This window comes from Candidatus Nitrospira bockiana, from assembly GCF_965152565.1.
This window is the reverse complement of the sequence record NZ_OZ224215.1, coordinates 1,720,937-1,737,500: the sequence shown is the minus strand read 5'-3', so window position 1 is coordinate 1,737,500 and position 16,564 is coordinate 1,720,937. Positions and strand designations below refer to the sequence as shown.

Here is a 16,564-nt window from a genome sequence, read left to right as displayed (position 1 = left end):
AACCCCCTACCTCCAACGCACACGGGCTTGAACAGAGGTAAGGTTTAGGCTCTTCCCTTTTCGCTCGCCACTACTGGGGGAATCGCTATTGCTTTCTTTTCCTGCAGGTACTGAGATGTTTCACTTCCCTGCGTGGGCTTCTCACTGCCTATGGATTCAGCAGTGGATAGGCGGCATTCATCGCCTGGGTTGCCCCATTCGGGCATCCTCGGATCACGGCCTGCTTGCGGCTCCCCGAGGCTTATCGCAGCTAGCTACGCCCTTCGTCGCCTCCTGATGCCAGGGCATCCACCGTACACCCTTAGTAGCTTAACAATGACATTGCTCCTGACACACATGGTCTTTCCAGACCTATTCAATTTTCAAAGAACGGACTGAAGACGCGATCTTCAGTCGTACTGAATCGAGTGAGCGATATGTTGGTGGAGCTGGGCGGAATTGAACCGCCGACCCTCTGCTTGCAAAGCAGATGCTCTCCCAACTGAGCTACAGCCCCGAGCTTTCGTGGATCCGACTCCGCAGGAAACCGAGGCAGGAGGACTCTCGCATGACCGCGCCCCCAGATGGTGGGCCTAGGTAGGATTGAACTACCGACCTCACCCTTATCAGGGGTGCGCTCTAGCCATCTGAGCTATAGGCCCAGCCGAACACGGCACGGGGCGATGTCGCTCTCCGCTTCGGCATGGTCCTCCTTCAGGGGGACGATACGGAAGCGAATCCCTTCAAACTCGGTGTCCGAAACTCGGTCTCGCTGGTGTACTGAAGAGGTGGCCCTCAGATCCGATCTGAAGGAGTGGTACTCCTTAGAAAGGAGGTGATCCAGCCGCAGGTTCCCCTACGGCTACCTTGTTACGACTTCACCCCAATCACCAGTCATACCGTGGGCGCCTACCTCCCTTGCGGGTTGGCTCCGGCGACTTCAGGTACAACGGGCTTTCGTGGTGTGACGGGCGGTGTGTACAAGGCCCGGGAACGTATTCACCGCGGCGTGCTGATCCGCGATTACTAGCGATTCCGCCTTCATGGGGTCGAGTTGCAGACCCCAATCTGAACTGAGGCCGGTTTTTTGGGATTAGCTCCCCCTCGCGGGTTTGCAGCCCTTTGTACCGGTCATTGTAGCACGTGTGTAGCCCCAGGCATAAAGGCCATGCTGACTTGACGTCATCCCCACCTTCCTCCCCGTTCTCCTGGGCAGTCCCTTTAGAGTGCCCGGCATGACCCGATGGCAACTAAAGGCAGGGGTTGCGCTCGTTGCGGGACTTAACCCAACACCTCACGGCACGAGCTGACGACAGCCATGCAGCACCTGAGCAGGCTGCCCTTGCGGGCTCATTCCGCTTTCACGGTTTTACTACCTGCTTGTCCAGCCTGGGTAAGGTTCTTCGCGTTGCGTCGAATTAAACCACATGCTCCACCGCTTGTGCGGGCCCCCGTCAATTCCTTTGAGTTTCAACCTTGCGGCCGTACTCCCCAGGCGGGACACTTACTGCGTTAGCTGCGGCACCGACGGTAACCCGCCGGCACTTAGTGTCCATCGTTTAGGGCGTGGACTACCAGGGTATCTAATCCTGTTTGCTCCCCACGCTTTCGAGCCTCAGCGTCAGGAACGTTCCAGAGCGCCGCCTTCGCCACCGGCCTTCCTCCCGATCTCTACGCATTTCACCGCTACACCGGGAATTCCGCGCTCCTCTCCCGTCCTCTAGCCCGGCAGTCACCGATGACCTTCCGAAGTTAAGCTCCGGGATTTCCCATCGGTCTTACCGAACCGCCTACGCTCCCTTTACGCCCAGTAAATCCGAACAACGCTTGCCACCTTCGTATTACCGCGGCTGCTGGCACGAAGTTAGCCGTGGCTGCTTCTGGTGGTACCGTCCGCCCACGTTGTCGTGGGCCGTCTTCCCACCCGAAAGGGGTTTACAATCCGAAGACCTTCATCCCCCACGCGGCGTCGCTGCGTCAGGCTTTCGCCCATTGCGCAATATTCCTCACTGCTGCCTCCCGTAGGAGTCTGGCCCGTGTCGCAGTGCCAGTGTGGCTGATCGTCCTCTCAGACCAGCTACCCGTCGAAGCCTTGGTAGGCCGTTACCCTACCAACAAGCTGATAGGACATGAGCCCATCCTTGAGCGCCACACCCATGGTGCAGCTTTCCTTCCGACCCCGTAGGACCGGAAGCGTACGCGGTATTAGCCAACCTTTCGGCTGGTTATCCCCCACTCAAGGGTAGGTTACCCATGCATTACTCACCCGTTCGCCACTTTACAAGCGGGTTGCCCCGCCTTCTCGTTCGACTTGCATGTGTTAGGCGCGCCGCCAGCGTTCGTTCTGAGCCAGGATCAAACTCTCATGAAATAGGTGTCTAGGAATTGGATCCAAGGGCCACCACTTCAATACACCTAAGCTGACTTGGCTGAGTTTCGAGCTTCTTGCTCGCTCACTCTATTCAGTTGTCAAAGAACGATAACCGGGCCGTGCACTTTACAACAGGGATTCAAGACCTGTCAAGGGGCTTCCGGTTAGCGCGAGAATCTACCGAGGAGTTTCGATGATCGTCGCGGAGAAGTGTATATATAACTTCTCTCTCCCTCATGTCAAGAGAACCGAGGCTCGTGTGGAAAACTTTTCCGTTGGCGCGTTCCCGTCGCCGCACGATCAACTCTTCGACCAGCGCGACGGAAGCGTAAGATACCACACCAAAATCGAGAATCAAGGCCCCCAATGTTTTTTCTTCGTAGCATCGAGTCACGGCGCAACGAGAAGCATCCATCTGAGAAACATCTGCCGCAACTCATCAGCGATCGCGCGATCCAAGCCGCTTCGTCAACGATCGGTTCGTGCAGCAAACCGAGCAGTCGTCACGACTATACCGGCAATGGCACTCCACCCGTACGTCCCCTCGTGTAGGCATGCCGATCTTTCTTCCAACGCCAGTCGATCATCGCCGACCTGGCTTGCGTAGCCCTGGTACACCTCTTTATGATGAAGCATCGGTGGATCCATGAACTTGAGTCGCCGAACGATCTTGAAAGCCTTAGGGCTCGGTGCCGCGGCCGGCATGCTGGGTGGCTGTGATTCGGTCGGGAGCGTCTTCGGCCGTATGTTTGCGATGCCGCCGCGGGAGACCGTGTACTTCACGCCCAACGACAAATTCTACGTCGTCAACTATATGGATTCTCCGTTCAACCTCTCCCGTGATATCGATCAAGAGCAGTGGCGGCTCCACATCACAGGAGAGGTCAAATCAAAAACGACCCTCGGTTGGCGGGATATCCTCAACCGCGACTCCTTCGAGCAGGTCGTGACGCTCGAGTGCATCGATACCTTGCCGGGCGGCGATAGCCTCGGCAATGCGCTCTGGCGCGGCATTTCACTGAAAAAGCTGCTTCAGGACGTGGGGGCTGATGAGGAGACAGCGCGGGACGTAGTGTTCCGAGCTGCGGACGGCTACGACGACAGCATTCCGTTTACCCGGGCCACGCAGGACGACGTGATGCTCGCTTACCTGATGAACGGCGAGAAGCTCCCCAAAGCGCATGGGTTTCCCCTTCGACTGATCGTTCCCGGGCTCTATGGCATCAAGAATGTCAAGTGGATCACCGAGATCGAAGTCTACAACGGCGACTATCTCGGCTACTGGCAGCGTAAGGGCTGGACGGACGATGGCACGATCAAGATTTTCTCGCGCATCGATAGCCCGGGGCACTATCAGGCACTGCGCGGGGCCGAGCATGATTTCCGGGGCATCGCCTTCGGCGGACCGAACACGATCGCCAAGGTCGAGCTGAGTTTCGACGCCGGCAAGACATGGCACGACGCGGCAATCGACCCCCCGCAATCCCCTTACTCCTGGGTGATCTGGAATTATCGATGGCGCCCGCCCAAGCCGGGTAAATTCCAAGTCGCCGTCCGCGCGACGGACGTGAAGGGCAACCTGCAGATCGAAGAGATCGTTCGGCCCCAACCGGCAGGCGCGTCCGGTTATCACACGATCATCGCGGACGTCGAGGCGTTGGAGCCGACCCGCGCCTGAAGTTTTTCCCGCCTTCTCTTTCTCTCCTCCTACGAGGTCGCTTCAGACCACAGAGCTGTAGTGAAGAGCCCTGTGCCGGCTATGAGGCGGAATCTCCCCCGCTTGGAGAGCCACGAGCCTCACGGTCCGGGCTTCACCTCGATCTTGACGCTGATGCCACCGCCGAGCTCGCCTTCTCGCCCCCCTTCACGGGGATACCCCGAGATGTCTCGCTCTCCTTTCGGCTCCCCGTGACAACTGAGGCAGTCCTTTGTGTAAAACAACGGGAGCAAGACGCGGGTGCTGTGGCCGTCGATCTCGCTCACGATCGCATCCTGACCAGGAGCGCGCTGAAGCGCTTCCGCCTTTCGGAGCATCATCAGCTCGACCTCGTCGGGTTTGTTCTTGGCGTTGCGCACCCACTGCGGCGGCGCCGTTTGTTTGAGGTAGATTCCGGACCAGGCGCGAAAGCGCGCCGCGGTCTCCGTTCCGAAGGTGGCTGGAATCAGCCCCTTGTATTTGATGCCCGGGATGTTGATGGCGGCCTGGTAACTGGCGATCGTCTTCTTGCTCTCCTCGATCAACCGGGCGAGCAAGGGCTTCGCCCGCTCAGGGATCGGCGCATGCGCCATGTCGTGAAGATCCACGTTGGTCCGCTTGTAAAAGATCTCGAACACTTGTCGCTCGAAGACCTCGGGCGTAAACCCCTTGTCGCCCTTGTTCGGGTCGTTGATCAGCGCTTGGTTGGTCGCAACGGTGACCCGTCCGCTATCCAAGAGAATGGCGAGCAGCCGGCCGGTCTCCACGAGATCATCGTCGGCCCATGCTCGGCTTCCTTCCATGCCCGACAGCATGCCGCTGCCCCACAACATCAAGACAACGGTCAGACAGAGCCGAACCGATCGAGTGCTCATTGGGTCTCCTCCTCCGTGGCGGTCCAAGCTATCGGATGGCTCTTGCCCGCCGCACGACAGCAGCAAGTCAGTCTGCCGGCCAAGGTCGGACGTTCCCTCGTCCAGAGCGGGCCCGAAACATGCGGGGAGACGGAACTCTCCTCTGACACCCCCTGGCACCAGAGGTCAGTGAGCCTGAAACCGCCCGGACGCCGCTACACCGCCTCGGCCACGATCAAGCTGCTCGATCCGCTCAACGGCTCGTGGCGAAGCATCCGCCATCTGGTCTCCTGGAGCCACCCCCGAATCTCCTCTTCGCTGTACACATCGCCCTCACCGGTGGCCAGTAAGAATTCCGCGGCCATCAGCGCAGCGAAGAAGGGGTCGGTGTGCGTGGGGTCGGTCCAATAATCGACCAGGAGCAGCCGCGCACCCGGATCCACGGACGCCCGCAACTTTGCCAACAGCCGGCGGACGCGATCGGGCCCGTAGAAGTGAACGACTTGCCCCAGCAGGATGACGTCATGACCCGTCGGGATCGCATCGTCCAAGCAATCACCGGCGAGCACGGTTACCCGATGCTCCACCTCCGTCCCTTTGAAACGCCACCGCATCTGGGCGGCCCGGTGAGGTTGCTCGAAGAATGTCGCCCGGAGATGTGCATGCCGCCGAAGGATCCACGTCGCGTAGTTGGCCGCTCCATGGCCGATGTCCAAGAGGCGCCGCTGCTGCTCGAACTCGTATTGCCGGGCCAACGCTTCCGCACTCCGCTCGGTCAGCGCCTCCATGCCGGCGTACCAGGCTTTTTCTTGATCCACGGTCGACGGCCGTGCTGCCGGCCTCCCTGTTCGCACGGTCTCGATCAGCTTCATCCAACTCGGATAGCTCAGCTCGTGCCACCAGCGAAGCACCGGGCTGAGATCGGTCATCGGCAACCCGCTGAGATAGGCCGCAGCCGCGGCGCTGTTCACGTATTGTGCCCCTCGGCGCTCCAAGAGCTTCAAGGCCACCATCGCATCCGCGATGATGCGAAGCCTTGGCGCCGGAACGGTGGTTTTCTTGGAGAGCTCATGGAGCGTGGCCGGGCCATGGCCCAGATGCTCGAAGAGGCGTAGCTCGTGCGCGACGAACAGGCACGTGGCCGCCATGAACCCTCCGGCTACGCGAAGGATAGGATCAGGAGAGATATCGCTCATGCAGAGGCTGCAACGGCGGTGCGTCGGGGGTCGTGGACAGTGCGGTCATGGCACCAGCCGTTCCCCGCAGACGGGACTGCATTGTACTGAGAACCCACGAACAAATCCAGGATTCCCATACAGGCATGAGGTCCTCAGTCGCCGATCCATGGCGTTCGACCGCCGTTCTCCTGTACGCTCAGCGAGGCATGGCCCATCCTGACGCGCCGCACGACAGCAAAGCTCACGTCGGCTGGTTTACGGCGGCCTGTTTGGTCGTCAGCAACGTCATCGGGGGCGGCATCTTCACCACCACCGGTTTCTTGGCGCGCGACCTCGGTGATCCCATTCTGATCATCTCCGTCTGGGTCGGCGGCGGACTCCTCGCGCTCGCCGCCGCGCTCTCGTACAGTGAGCTCCCCGCCATGCTGCCGCGCGCCGGAGGTGACTACGTCTATCTAACCGAGGCCTACGGCCCGTTGGCCGGCTTCCTGAGTGGCTGGACCTCCTTCACGGTGGGGTTCGGCGCCGGCATCGCCGCCGCGTCCGTCAGTTTTGCCGCTTATGCCGGTCGGGTGGTGGGGCTCCCGGAAACGGAAGGCCCGGCAGGTAAGGCCCTCGCGCTCTTCCTCGTCTGGAGCATGACCGCCGTGCACCTGGCCGGGGTGCGTGCCGGCGGCCGGCTGCAACGCCTGTTGACGACCACGAAGGTCGGCGCCATTCTGATTATGATCGTGGCCGCGCTCTCGTTTGGTCACGGCGACTGGGCTCATTTCGGTACCCGCTCACCTCACACTCCTTCGCTCTCGGCCTTCATCGTCGCCTTGATCTTCGTGCTCTACACCTACATCGGCTGGAACGTCGTCGGCTATGTGGCCGGAGAGATCTCCGATCCGCAGCGTACGATCCCGAAAGTCGTCATCGGCGGCATGGCGTTTGTCATGGTGCTCTATGTGCTGCTCAACCTCGTCTATACCTATGCGCTCCCGATTCCTGCCCTGGCCGATCCGCCCCTGCTCCCCGTGACGGAGAAGGCGGTCACCGCCCTGTGGGGATCGGCGAGCGGGCGGCTCGTGGCGGCCTTGCTCTGTGTGTCGATTGCCGGAGGGGTGAGCGCGATGGTGTGGGCCGGACCTCGCGTCTATTGGGCGATGGCCGAGGACGGCGTGTTTGCCCCGGCCTTTCGACGGATCAATGCCCGGACCGCGGTTCCGGACCGCGCGATGTACGTCCAGAGCGCCTGGGCGTCGGTGCTGATCCTGACCGGGACCTTTGAGCAATTGGTGGTCTTCAGCGGGTTCACGCTCTCGGCGTTTACCGCGCTCACGATCGGCGCGGTCATCGTCCTTCGTCGCCGGAGACCCGATCTCGCCCGGCCCTACCGCGTTCCTCTCTATCCGCTCGTCCCGGCTCTCGTCATTGGCGTGCTGCTGGTCGTCGTGGGCTACAGCATGACGGCTCGTCCGGTCGAGTCGGTCTTGGGGCTCGCCACGGTCCTCTCCGGCGTTCCGTTCTACCTTTTCTGGCGCCAATCATCCCACTAGCGCTTCTCGAGACGGCACGCTGACGGCCGCGATACAATTGACCGGTGGTTCAGGTACGGCTCAAAGAGCAACAGGCTGAATGGCTCGCCCACATCTTCGACGATGCGGTGCGAGTTCCCGGCACCCGCCTGCGATTCGGCCTGGACCCGGTCATCGGTATGATCCCCGTCGTCGGGGACGCGGCCATGGTCGTTGCAGGAACGTTCATTCTCCTCATTGCCCGCCAACTTCGCGTGCCGAAGGCCGTCCTCTTCGAAATGGCGTACAACACCGTCCTGAACGGCATGCTGGGCGCCGTCCCGATTCTCGGAGACCTGTACTCGTTCGGCTTCAAGAGCCACGCGAAGAACAGCGCCCTGCTCGTTCGCACGTTGAAGCATAGCTCCGGAGACGCCTGCCCGCTCGTGGTTCCCCCTCCCACGCTTCTCGACTTTGGTGTAATCATTGCCCTGACCGGCCCCATCGCCGCAGCCGTCGCATACCTGAGCGTGTGGATGTGGCGGCATGACATCTCAGTGACCTCGCTGCTCTTCATGAGGTGACGTTTCGTGGGCCTCTGCCGAATCGGGAGACATCGCCGGCGGCGATCCGTCGGTCCACCCTGGGGCGGTTGCGGGGTCAATGAACGCCGCGCGGCAACGCGCGTTTCGTGGGCGGACGGGCCGTCGGACGGTTATCGGGAGAAGGTCAGCGGGAAGGAAACCCCGGTCGTCAAGTCTTGAGCGCTGCCGGACAAGTGATGACCGTCGGCTGAGACGGTCAAGGATGCCCGCCCGGTCGTTTGCATGGCGGATTGGTAAGTGAGCTCGAGACGCCGGCCTGTGATTGTTCCCCGGCCGACCGCCGTCACTCCGAGGAGCGGATTGATTTCTTCAAGGGTGAGGGACGGTCCGTTCTGTTGAATGATCCACGTGGCCCCGGAGGGATCGTGCCATGTCCCGGCGATCGCGACCGGGCGTACCGCAGCTCCCTCGCCCTCGGCGTTACGTGCGGGGCGGTCCGGCTTCGTTTCGGCACGGTTCAGGGCCGCCTCCATCTGCCGTAGCTTGGCTTCCAGTTCAGCCTGGCGTCTGGCCATTTCATCGTGATCGACCCGCTTGGCAGCCGCTTCGCGAACGAGCGGCTCCGCAGGCTGATCAGAGCCGGACGACACCGGAGCCCTCGACAGGTCCTGATCGGACGATGAGGCTGGCGTGGGTGGCCCGCTCGATTTCCCGAACTTGACGGAGCCGAAACTGCCGAGACCAATCTCTTCGATGGTTCGGCCGCTGTAGAGATTGTAGGCAACGAGCAGGACCAAGAGTGAAGCGGCGACGACCCAGAATGCCTGTTTGGCTTTACCTTCACCTTCGGCGCTCATCGGAGGCTCCCTATCGATAGGCTAGGCGGGTGTTCACGCGCTGTCAAGCCTCTCGATCCCGGCCGCTCCAACGAGGTGATCTTAAGTCGCCCCCCCTTCGACTCGGCCGGCAGTGACTTGATAAAACCCGTTCACCTGGGTGACCTCCAGGTCGGCCCCGAACAAATCGCTCATCCGCCGGGTCGTCAAGAGTTGATCCTTGGCACCGTCTCCAACCACCCGCCCTTCTTTGAGCAGGACCACACGCCGCACCTCTGGAGGGATCTCGTGCAGATGATGAGTCACCACGATCACGGTCTTGCCCTCTCGTATGAGGGAGCGAACGAGACTGAGATATTGTGTGCAGGCGCGTGGGTCGAGCCCCGTCGTCGGCTCATCGAGCACGAGCGCCTCCGGATCGTGGATCAACGCCCGCGCGAAGAGCAGGCGTCGCTGTTCACCGGTCGACAGGCGAGCAAAGGGCCGTTCGGCAAGCGCGGAGACCCCGAGCCGGTCCATCCACCACCCGGCGTGGGCGCGCTGGTCCTCGCTGAGACGATGCGGCTCGTACAGCCCTATGCTGCCGACATACCCCGACAGCACGACCTCACGTCCCGTGGCCCATCCCGCATACTCGATCTGGAGGTCCAAGGAGACCAGGCCCAGACGTCTCCGCAGTTCCCACACGTCCCACCGCTCTTCTCCAAACAGTTTCACCCAACTGCTCGACCGATCGACGGGATACAGCTCGCGCGTGAACAGCTTGAGCAGAGTCGACTTCCCGGAACCGTTGGGACCGAGGATGGCCGTATGGCAGCCCGAAGGAACCTCAAGCGACAGATCGAGCAGGACCGGGACGTCACCGCGATAGACCGTTACGTGGCTGAGGTCGATGATGGGCGGGGACGGCGAAGAAAGGGGCCGAGTCGGTCTACTCAAGCGTGTCCAGCTTGATATGCAAGTCCTTGAGCTGATCGGCGCTCACCGGTGACGGCGCCTCGGTCATCAGGCACTGGGCTTTCTGTGTCTTGGGGAAGGCGATGACGTCGCGAATCGAGTCCGCTCCGCCGAGCAGCATGATCAGCCGGTCCAGTCCAAACGCGATCCCGCCGTGCGGCGGCGCCCCGTACTCGAGCGCATCGAGTAAGAAGCCGAACTTCGCTTGGGCCTCCTCTTTCCCGATGCCCAATCGGTCGAACACCTGGCTCTGGACATCGCGGCGATGGATCCGGATGCTGCCCCCTCCGATCTCATTCCCGTTCAACACCAAGTCGTAGGCCTTGGCGCGCACCTTTAAGGGATCGGACTCGAAGAGCGCGAGGTCCTCGTCGAGCGGCGCCGTGAACGGATGATGCATGGCCACGTAGCGTTTGGCATCCTGATCATAGTCCAACAAAGGAAAATCGATGACCCACAGCGGCCGCCAGAGGGACCGATCGACGAGCTTCAACTCGTCCCCCAGCAGCAACCGGAGCCGCCCCAGCACATCGTGGACGACCGCCGGCCTGTCGGCCACGAAGAGGACGAGATCCCCGATGCGCGCCTCGGGCAGGGCTGCCGACAGTTGGCGGGCATCGAGGAACTTGGCGATCACGGACTCGAGCTGGCCTTCGCCGACGATCTTCACCCACGCCAGCCCCTTGGCCCCGTACCTCTTGGCGGTCTCGCCCAGGGCGTCGATCCGGCTCCGTGGAACCGACGCACCGCCGGTGACGACGATCGCTTTCACGATGCCGCCTTTGGCGACCGCGTCCTTGAAGACTTTGAACTCGCTCGTCGCCGCAAATGGGCTCAGGTCGTGGAGCGGCATCCCAAAGCGCAGATCGGGCTTGTCGGAGCCATAGCGTCCGATCGCGTCGGCGTAGGACAATCGCGGGAATGGAAGGGGCAGCTCGATGCCGGCGGTGTCTTTGAATACCACAGCGACCATCCGCTCCATCAGCGCCATGATCTGCTCGCGGTCCACGAACGACATCTCGAGATCGATCTGCGTGAACTCGGGTTGGCGATCGAACCGCAGGTCCTCATCACGAAAGCAGCGGGCGATCTGATAATATCGATCCGTCCCGGCCACCATGAGGATCTGCTTGAAGAGCTGCGGCGACTGCGGAAGCGCAAAAAAGCTCCCGGGGTTGACCCGGCTGGGCACCAGATAGTCGCGGGCCCCTTCCGGCGTGCTCTTCGTCAGCATCGGCGTTTCAACTTCCAGGAAGTCGTGTGCGTTGAGGAACGAGCGGACCCGAGTCGTCACGGCATGGCGCAGGGCAAGGAGCTGCTGCATTCTCGGACGGCGGAGATCCAGATAGCGGTATTTGAGCCGAAGCGCATCGGTGATCTCCGCCTCATCCTCGATGACGAAGGGCGGGGTTTTCGCTTCATTCAAGATCTCGAGCTGCTGGACGGCGACCTCAATCTGGCCCGTCGCCAGATTTGGATTTTCGGCGCCCTCGGGCCGTCGGTTCACCACGCCCTTGACGGCGATGACGTCCTCGCTGCCCAGCCGCTCGGCGAGCTTGTGGGCGGCCGGCTCGCGTTCGGCATTGAAGACGACCTGCGTCAGTCCTTGCCGATCCCGGAGGTCGACGAAGATGACCGTCCCGTGATCCCGGCGGCGCTGCACCCAGCCGTTCAGCGCCACCGTCTGCCCCACATCGGTCGCCCGCAATTCCCCGCATCGATGGGTTCGGATCATCATGAGGCCCTCCGTGCCGTCCGGCGGACGCGTGAAGCGGAGGTCGGCCCGGCGTCTGCTTTCCCGGCATGGGAGCCGTCTTGCTTCGATCGTAGGATCACCCGAAGCGCATTGGCCTCCCGATCCGTCAAGAAGCGAAACTCCCCCGCCGGCAGATCGCCGAGCGACAAGGGTCCGAACCGGGTCCGCTTCAACTTCAACACCGGATGACCGACTGCCTCGAACATTCGCTTGACCTGATGCTTGCGCCCTTCATAGATCGTCAGCTCCAACCAGGAATTCTCCTCCGCCTTCCGCACCTTCTTCACGGAGGCCGGGGCAGTCACGCCATCGTCGAGCGTGATCCCCCGCTCGAGCTGATCGATCTCCTCGTCGCTGAGGATGCCTTTGGCTTTCACGAGATAGACCTTCGCGACATGGTAGCGCGGATGCAACAAGGCTTGCGCCAATTGGCCGTGGTTCGTGAGCAGCATGAGGCCTTCGGTGTCGAAATCCAGCCGTCCGACGGGAAACATCCGTAACCGTACACCATGGAGGAGATCCTTGATGGTCGGCCGGCCTTCGGGATCACGGAGCGACGAGACGATGCCCTTGGGTTTGTTGAGCATGATGTAGGCGTATGGTTCGACGGCTTTCAGATGGCGGCCGTCGACTTTGACGTGATCACGGTCGGGGTCGACGCGGCTTCCCAACTCCCGGACGATCTGGCCGTTCACCGTCACCCGCCCCTCGGTGATCAGTTGCTCCGCTTTCCGCCGTGAGGCGAGGCCGGACGCGGCAATGACCTTTTGAAGTCGGACTTCCATATTCGTTAATCGTTAAACGTTAAGGTGATTACTAATTTCTGGGCCAGGCCTAAAATGGAGGCCTTGGCCCATGACACAGACGGCGCTGTCGGTTCGGCTCGTCGACGAACGATTGAGACGACATCAGTGTGTGCGGTGCGGGACACCGCATCGGCAGTATCGTCCGGGGGCGCGCACCCGCTGCCTCGCTTGCCGGTGGCGGTATCGACCCGATCGGGTCGCCCGTGAGCTGCAGATCTTGCAGCTCTTCTGCTTGGAGATCTCGGCGCTGCGGACGGCGCGAGAACTGCGCATGAGTCCCTTGCCGATCTGGCAGCGCTTTATGGCCTACCGCCGCTGGATGGCCACGATGGCCGAGACGGAAGCCCGGCCGCTGACCGGGGAACTGGAATGCGATGAGAGCTATTTCGGCGGCCGTCGCCGCGGAGGGCGGCGGGGGCGCGCCCGTGGCCAAAAAGTCATTGTCTTCGGCATCTTGGAACGGCAGGGCCGGGTCAGCACCGTCGTCGTCCCCCAGGCCGATGCAGCGACGCTGATGCGGGAAATCGAACGTCGAGCGCTCAAAGGTGCCGTCTTCTACACGGATCGCTTTAGCAGCTATAAATCCCTGCGGCGCTACGGCAAACACCTGCCGGTCGACCATGGGCAGACCTATGTGCAGCGGGGGCGTCATTACCTTCGCCACATCAACGGCATTGAAGGGTTCTGGAGCTACGCCAAGGAACGCTTGCGCAAGTATCATGGCGTCAGCCGCTTGCACTTCCCGCTCTATCTGAAGGAAATGGAATTTCGGTTCAATCATCGCCGGGATGATCTGTTCGAGTTGCTTGGGACTCACTTGTTGAAGGTCTTGTTCGAGTATCCGATTGGCTATTCCACCTAAGGAAAAAGAGGCCTTGGCCCAAGATTTAGCAATCACCTAACGATTAACTATTAACCTTCTATTCCCACTCAATGGTGCTCGGCGGCTTGGAACTGATGTCGTAGACGACGCGGTTGACGCCCCGCACCTCGTTGATGAGGCGGTTCGACATCCTGCTGAGCACCTCATGGGGCAACTTCGCCCAATCCGCCGTCATCCCGTCGAGGCTGGTCACCGCGCGCACCGCGATGACGTGCTCATAGGTCCGTTGATCACCCATCACGCCCACGGTCTTGATGGGCAGGAGGACGGCAAACGCCTGCCAGGTCTCTCGATAGAGTCCGGCCCGGCGAATTTCCTCCTCCACGATGGCTTCGGCTTCTTTCAGGATGCGCAAGCGCTCGGGCGTGACGGCGCCCAAGACTCGTATGGCGAGCCCGGGTCCAGGGAACGGATGACGCCAAATGATGTCGTGCGGTAAGCCGAGTTCCGCCCCCACTACCCGCACTTCGTCTTTGAACAGCTCACGGAGCGGTTCGACGAGCTTCAGGCGCATCCTGGTCGGCAGGCCTCCGACGTTATGGTGAGTCTTGATCGTGGCCGACGGCCCTTTGAAGCTCACGCTCTCGATGACATCGGGATAGAGCGTGCCTTGGACGAGGTATTCGACCTTCCCGATGCGTTTCGCTTCGGCCTCGAAGTTCTTGATGAACAAGCGTCCGATGATCTTGCGTTTTCGCTCCGGATCGGTCACGCCCTTCAACGCACGCAGGAACTCCTCCGCACGGTCCAAGACGTGCAGATCCAACTGCAATCGGCTGAAACTTTCCTCGACCTTTCGACGCTCGTCCTTGCGTAGCACCCCGTTGTCGACGAAGATGCACGTGAGCTGCGAGCCGACCGCACGGTGCGTCAAGGCCGCAGCCACCGAGGAATCCACGCCGCCGCTGAGCGCGCAGATGACCTTCCCGCCCTTCACCTGCTCGCGGATTGTCTTGACCGCCGTCTCGACGTAGGAGCTCATCGTCCAGGTCGCCTGACAGCCGCAGATGTCATGAACGAAGTTCTTGAGGATCTGGACGCCGCCCGCCGTATGGGCGACCTCCGGATGAAACTGCAGGCAATAGATCCGCCGGGCGCCCACCCTGCTCTTCATCGCCGCAATCGGCGAGTTGGAGGTATGGGCGATGGCACGGAAGCCTTTCGGCATGCGCGTGATTCGATCACCGTGCGACATCCAGACGGTGCGGGTGTCGGACGACAGGCCCTTCAGGAGATCGCCGTCGTCGTCGATGATCAGCTCCGCTCGGCCGTACTCCCGGTGGTCGGCCTTGGCGACCTCGCCGCCCAAGAGGTGGGTGACGAGCTGCATGCCGTAGCAGATCCCGAGGATCGGGATGCCCAGGTCGAAGAGCTGCGGGGAGACCGTCGGCGCCTTGCGCTCGTAGACGCTGGCCGGCCCGCCGGAGAGCACGATCCCCTTGGGCCGATAGGCGATGACCGTGGCCAACGGAGTCGTGCAGGGAAGAATCTGCGAGTAGACATGGCTTTCGCGGATGCGTCGAGCGATGAGCTGGGTGTATTGAGAGCCGAAGTCGAGGATCAGGATACGGTCGTGCCAGAGTTCCATGCTTATTGATCGTGAGGCCGGGTTGGTCCGTTTAGTCCGTTTTGCCCGTTAGGTCCGTTCGGTCAGGACCCCAACCCGGACTCAACGGAATGAACGGAGCTACGGACCTAACGGGAAAGCTACTCCAAATCCGTGCGGTAGTTGGGCGCTTCTTTGGTGATGATCACGTCGTGCACGTGGCTCTCGCGAAGGCCGGCCAAGGTCTGGCGAATGAAGCGGGCGTGCTTGTGCAGGTCGGGGATGGTGCGGGAGCCGCAATACCCCATTCCCGATTTGAGGCCGCCTACGAGCTGGTAGATGACCGCCGCGAGCGGCCCCTTGTAAGGAACGCGACCCTCGATCCCTTCGGGAACGAGCTTTGAAGCCGCCCGACCCGCTTGGAAATACCGATCCCGTCCGCCCTTCTCCATCGCGCCGAGCGACCCCATGCCGCGATAGACCTTGTAGGTCCTCGCTTGGAACAGGACCGTTTCCCCGGGCGATTCTTCCGTGCCGGCAAGCAATCCGCCGATCATGACCGAAGAGGCGCCCGCGGCCAATGCCTTCGTAATGTCTCCGGAATACTTGATGCCGCCGTCCGCAATGATGGGAATCCCGCTCCCGTGCAAGGCCTTGGCGCAATCCATGATCGCCGTGAGCTGCGGCATGCCGGCACCCGAAACAATCCGCGTGGTGCAGATCGATCCCGGCCCCACCCCGACCTTGACCGCATCGACCCCGGCCTTCGCCAGGTCCTTGGCAGCCTGGGCGGTGGCGATGTTGCCGGCGACCAATTCGAGCTTTGGGTACGTCCGCTTGATCAGCTTGACCCGCTCCAAGACGCTCTTGGCATGCCCGTGAGCGGTATCGACGACCACGAGATCGACCCCGGCTTTGACGAGCAGCGCCACGCGCGCTTCGACGTCCGGCCCGACACCGACCGCCGCCCCGACGCGGAGACGGCCGTGCTCGTCCTTGCAGGCGTTCGGATACTTGATCCGCTTTTCGATGTCCTTGATCGTGATCAGCCCTTTGAGGTTGAACTCCTTGTCGACGACCAGAAGCTTTTCGATCCGATGCTCGTGCAGGATCTCCCTGGCTTTCTCCAGGCTCGTGCCCTCCGGGGCCGTCACCAACTTGTCCTTGGTCATCACTTGCGAGACCTTCAAATCGTGCCGGTTTTCGAATCGCAGATCGCGATTGGTCAGGATCCCGACGAGCTTGCCCTGCTTGGTGACGGGCACCCCAGAAATGCGGTACCGCGCCATGATATCGAGCGCCTCGCGGATGGTCTGATCGGGGGAGATCGTGATCGGATCGAGGATCATCCCGCTCTCCGACTTCTTGACCTTGTCGACCTCCGCGGCTTGATCTTCCGGAGACAGGACGCGATGGATGACCCCGATGCCGCCTTCGCGCGCCAACGCAATGGCCAACCGCGCTTCGGTGACCGTATCCATGGCGGCGCTCACGATCGGGATGTTGATGGTGATATGCCGAGAGACCTGGGTCCGTGTATCCGTCTCGTTCGGCAGGACTTCGGACTTTGCGGGCACGAGCACGACGTCGTCGAAGGTCAATCCCAAACGCACCCGTTCTTCCAGCATAGATCCCTCTAGGCGCTCAGCGGTTCATGG

Annotated in this window: 12 protein-coding genes, 2 tRNA genes and 2 rRNA genes (1 of these 16 only partly in view); 4 read left to right on the top strand and 12 right to left on the bottom strand. The window is 61.6% G+C overall.

The window, feature by feature from the left end; all coding sequences use genetic code 11:
• From ACWHYV_RS08640 to ACWHYV_RS08625, 4 genes are all read right to left on the bottom strand, one after another.
• Positions 1 to 315 (bottom strand): 23S ribosomal RNA (locus tag ACWHYV_RS08640); it reaches 2,695 nt to the left of the window's first position.
• A gap of 105 nt (positions 316 to 420) precedes the next feature.
• A tRNA-Ala gene (locus tag ACWHYV_RS08635) sits at positions 421 to 496 on the bottom strand.
• 68 nt (positions 497 to 564) lie between these two features.
• Positions 565 to 641 (bottom strand) — tRNA-Ile (locus ACWHYV_RS08630).
• Positions 642 to 807: 166 nt separating this feature from the next.
• Positions 808 to 2,350: ribosomal RNA gene (locus tag ACWHYV_RS08625) — 16S ribosomal RNA — on the bottom strand.
• Together the 16S and 23S rRNA genes with 2 tRNA genes alongside form the textbook arrangement of a ribosomal RNA operon.
• 646 nt (positions 2,351 to 2,996) lie before the next feature.
• Between ACWHYV_RS08625 and ACWHYV_RS08620 the strand changes: the two genes are divergently transcribed.
• The gene (locus tag ACWHYV_RS08620; protein WP_447980239.1) at positions 2,997 to 4,028 is read left to right on the top strand and encodes a molybdopterin-dependent oxidoreductase; all 1,032 of its coding nucleotides are present in this window, start codon (positions 2,997 to 2,999) and stop codon (positions 4,026 to 4,028) included.
• Positions 4,029 to 4,147: 119 nt separating this feature from the next.
• On the opposite strand, the gene ACWHYV_RS08615 is transcribed toward ACWHYV_RS08620, so the two are convergent.
• Positions 4,148 to 4,921, bottom strand: coding sequence for a c-type heme family protein (locus ACWHYV_RS08615; protein WP_447980238.1), 774 nt, complete (start codon positions 4,919 to 4,921; stop codon positions 4,148 to 4,150).
• A 194-nt stretch (positions 4,922 to 5,115) separates the two neighbouring features.
• Entirely contained in the window at positions 5,116 to 6,048 is a 933-nt protein-coding gene (locus tag ACWHYV_RS08610) for a methyltransferase (RefSeq protein WP_447980237.1), read from the bottom strand.
• Between the two features lie 236 nt (positions 6,049 to 6,284).
• Between ACWHYV_RS08610 and ACWHYV_RS08605 the strand changes: the two genes are divergently transcribed.
• Both ACWHYV_RS08605 and ACWHYV_RS08600 read left to right on the top strand, forming a co-directional pair.
• Complete coding sequence (locus ACWHYV_RS08605) at positions 6,285 to 7,619, top strand: APC family permease (RefSeq protein ID WP_447980236.1); 1,335 nt, start codon at positions 6,285 to 6,287, stop codon at positions 7,617 to 7,619.
• Positions 7,620 to 7,663: 44 nt separating this feature from the next.
• Complete coding sequence (locus tag ACWHYV_RS08600) at positions 7,664 to 8,161, top strand: DUF4112 domain-containing protein (RefSeq protein WP_447980235.1); 498 nt, start codon at positions 7,664 to 7,666, stop codon at positions 8,159 to 8,161.
• A 131-nt stretch (positions 8,162 to 8,292) separates the two neighbouring features.
• Here ACWHYV_RS08600 and ACWHYV_RS08595 read toward each other — a convergent pair whose 3' ends face one another.
• The 4 genes from ACWHYV_RS08595 to ACWHYV_RS08580 all read right to left on the bottom strand — a co-directional run bounded on the left by ACWHYV_RS08595 (position 8,293) and on the right by ACWHYV_RS08580 (position 12,456).
• Entirely contained in the window at positions 8,293 to 8,979 is a 687-nt protein-coding gene (locus ACWHYV_RS08595; protein WP_447980234.1) for a hypothetical protein, read from the bottom strand.
• Between the two features lie 81 nt (positions 8,980 to 9,060).
• Positions 9,061 to 9,897, bottom strand: a complete 837-nt coding sequence (locus tag ACWHYV_RS08590) for an ABC transporter ATP-binding protein (protein WP_447980233.1) — start codon at positions 9,895 to 9,897, stop codon at positions 9,061 to 9,063.
• Complete coding sequence (gene aspS / locus ACWHYV_RS08585) at positions 9,890 to 11,653, bottom strand: aspartate--tRNA ligase (protein WP_447980232.1); 1,764 nt, start codon at positions 11,651 to 11,653, stop codon at positions 9,890 to 9,892. The genes ACWHYV_RS08590 and aspS overlap by 8 nt, the downstream gene beginning before the upstream one ends.
• Positions 11,650 to 12,456 (bottom strand): pseudouridine synthase, encoded by an 807-nt coding sequence (locus tag ACWHYV_RS08580; protein ID WP_447980231.1) that lies wholly within the window; start codon positions 12,454 to 12,456, stop codon positions 11,650 to 11,652. Before ACWHYV_RS08580 ends, aspS begins: the two co-directional genes overlap by 4 nt.
• A gap of 70 nt (positions 12,457 to 12,526) precedes the next feature.
• On the opposite strand from ACWHYV_RS08580, the gene ACWHYV_RS08575 reads away from it, so the two are divergent.
• A complete protein-coding gene (locus ACWHYV_RS08575; protein WP_447976685.1) occupies positions 12,527 to 13,339 on the top strand; it encodes an IS1595 family transposase in 813 nt (270 codons plus the stop codon).
• A 58-nt stretch (positions 13,340 to 13,397) separates the two neighbouring features.
• On the opposite strand, the gene guaA is transcribed toward ACWHYV_RS08575, so the two are convergent.
• The gene (gene guaA / locus ACWHYV_RS08570) at positions 13,398 to 14,948 is read right to left on the bottom strand and encodes a glutamine-hydrolyzing GMP synthase (protein ID WP_447980230.1); all 1,551 of its coding nucleotides are present in this window, start codon (positions 14,946 to 14,948) and stop codon (positions 13,398 to 13,400) included.
• Between the two features lie 119 nt (positions 14,949 to 15,067).
• A complete protein-coding gene (gene guaB, locus ACWHYV_RS08565) occupies positions 15,068 to 16,534 on the bottom strand; it encodes an IMP dehydrogenase (protein WP_447980229.1) in 1,467 nt (488 codons plus the stop codon).
• Positions 16,535 to 16,564 lie beyond the last annotated feature (30 nt).

Coding starts and splice junctions, on each gene's coding strand:
- ACWHYV_RS08620 (WP_447980239.1), top strand. CDS start 2,997: ATGAACTTGAGTCGCCGAACGATCTTGAAAGCCTTAGGGCTCGGTGCC.
- ACWHYV_RS08615 (WP_447980238.1), bottom strand. CDS start 4,921: ATGAGCACTCGATCGGTTCGGCTCTGTCTGACCGTTGTCTTGATGTTG.
- ACWHYV_RS08610 (WP_447980237.1), bottom strand. CDS start 6,048: ATGGCGGCCACGTGCCTGTTCGTCGCGCACGAGCTACGCCTCTTCGAG.
- ACWHYV_RS08605 (WP_447980236.1), top strand. CDS start 6,285: ATGGCCCATCCTGACGCGCCGCACGACAGCAAAGCTCACGTCGGCTGG.
- ACWHYV_RS08595 (WP_447980234.1), bottom strand. CDS start 8,979: ATGAGCGCCGAAGGTGAAGGTAAAGCCAAACAGGCATTCTGGGTCGTC.
- aspS (WP_447980232.1), bottom strand. CDS start 11,653: ATGATGATCCGAACCCATCGATGCGGGGAATTGCGGGCGACCGATGTG.
- ACWHYV_RS08580 (WP_447980231.1), bottom strand. CDS start 12,456: ATGGAAGTCCGACTTCAAAAGGTCATTGCCGCGTCCGGCCTCGCCTCA.
- ACWHYV_RS08575 (WP_447976685.1), top strand. CDS start 12,527: ATGACACAGACGGCGCTGTCGGTTCGGCTCGTCGACGAACGATTGAGA.
- guaA (WP_447980230.1), bottom strand. CDS start 14,948: ATGGAACTCTGGCACGACCGTATCCTGATCCTCGACTTCGGCTCTCAA.
- guaB (WP_447980229.1), bottom strand. CDS start 16,534: ATGCTGGAAGAACGGGTGCGTTTGGGATTGACCTTCGACGACGTCGTG.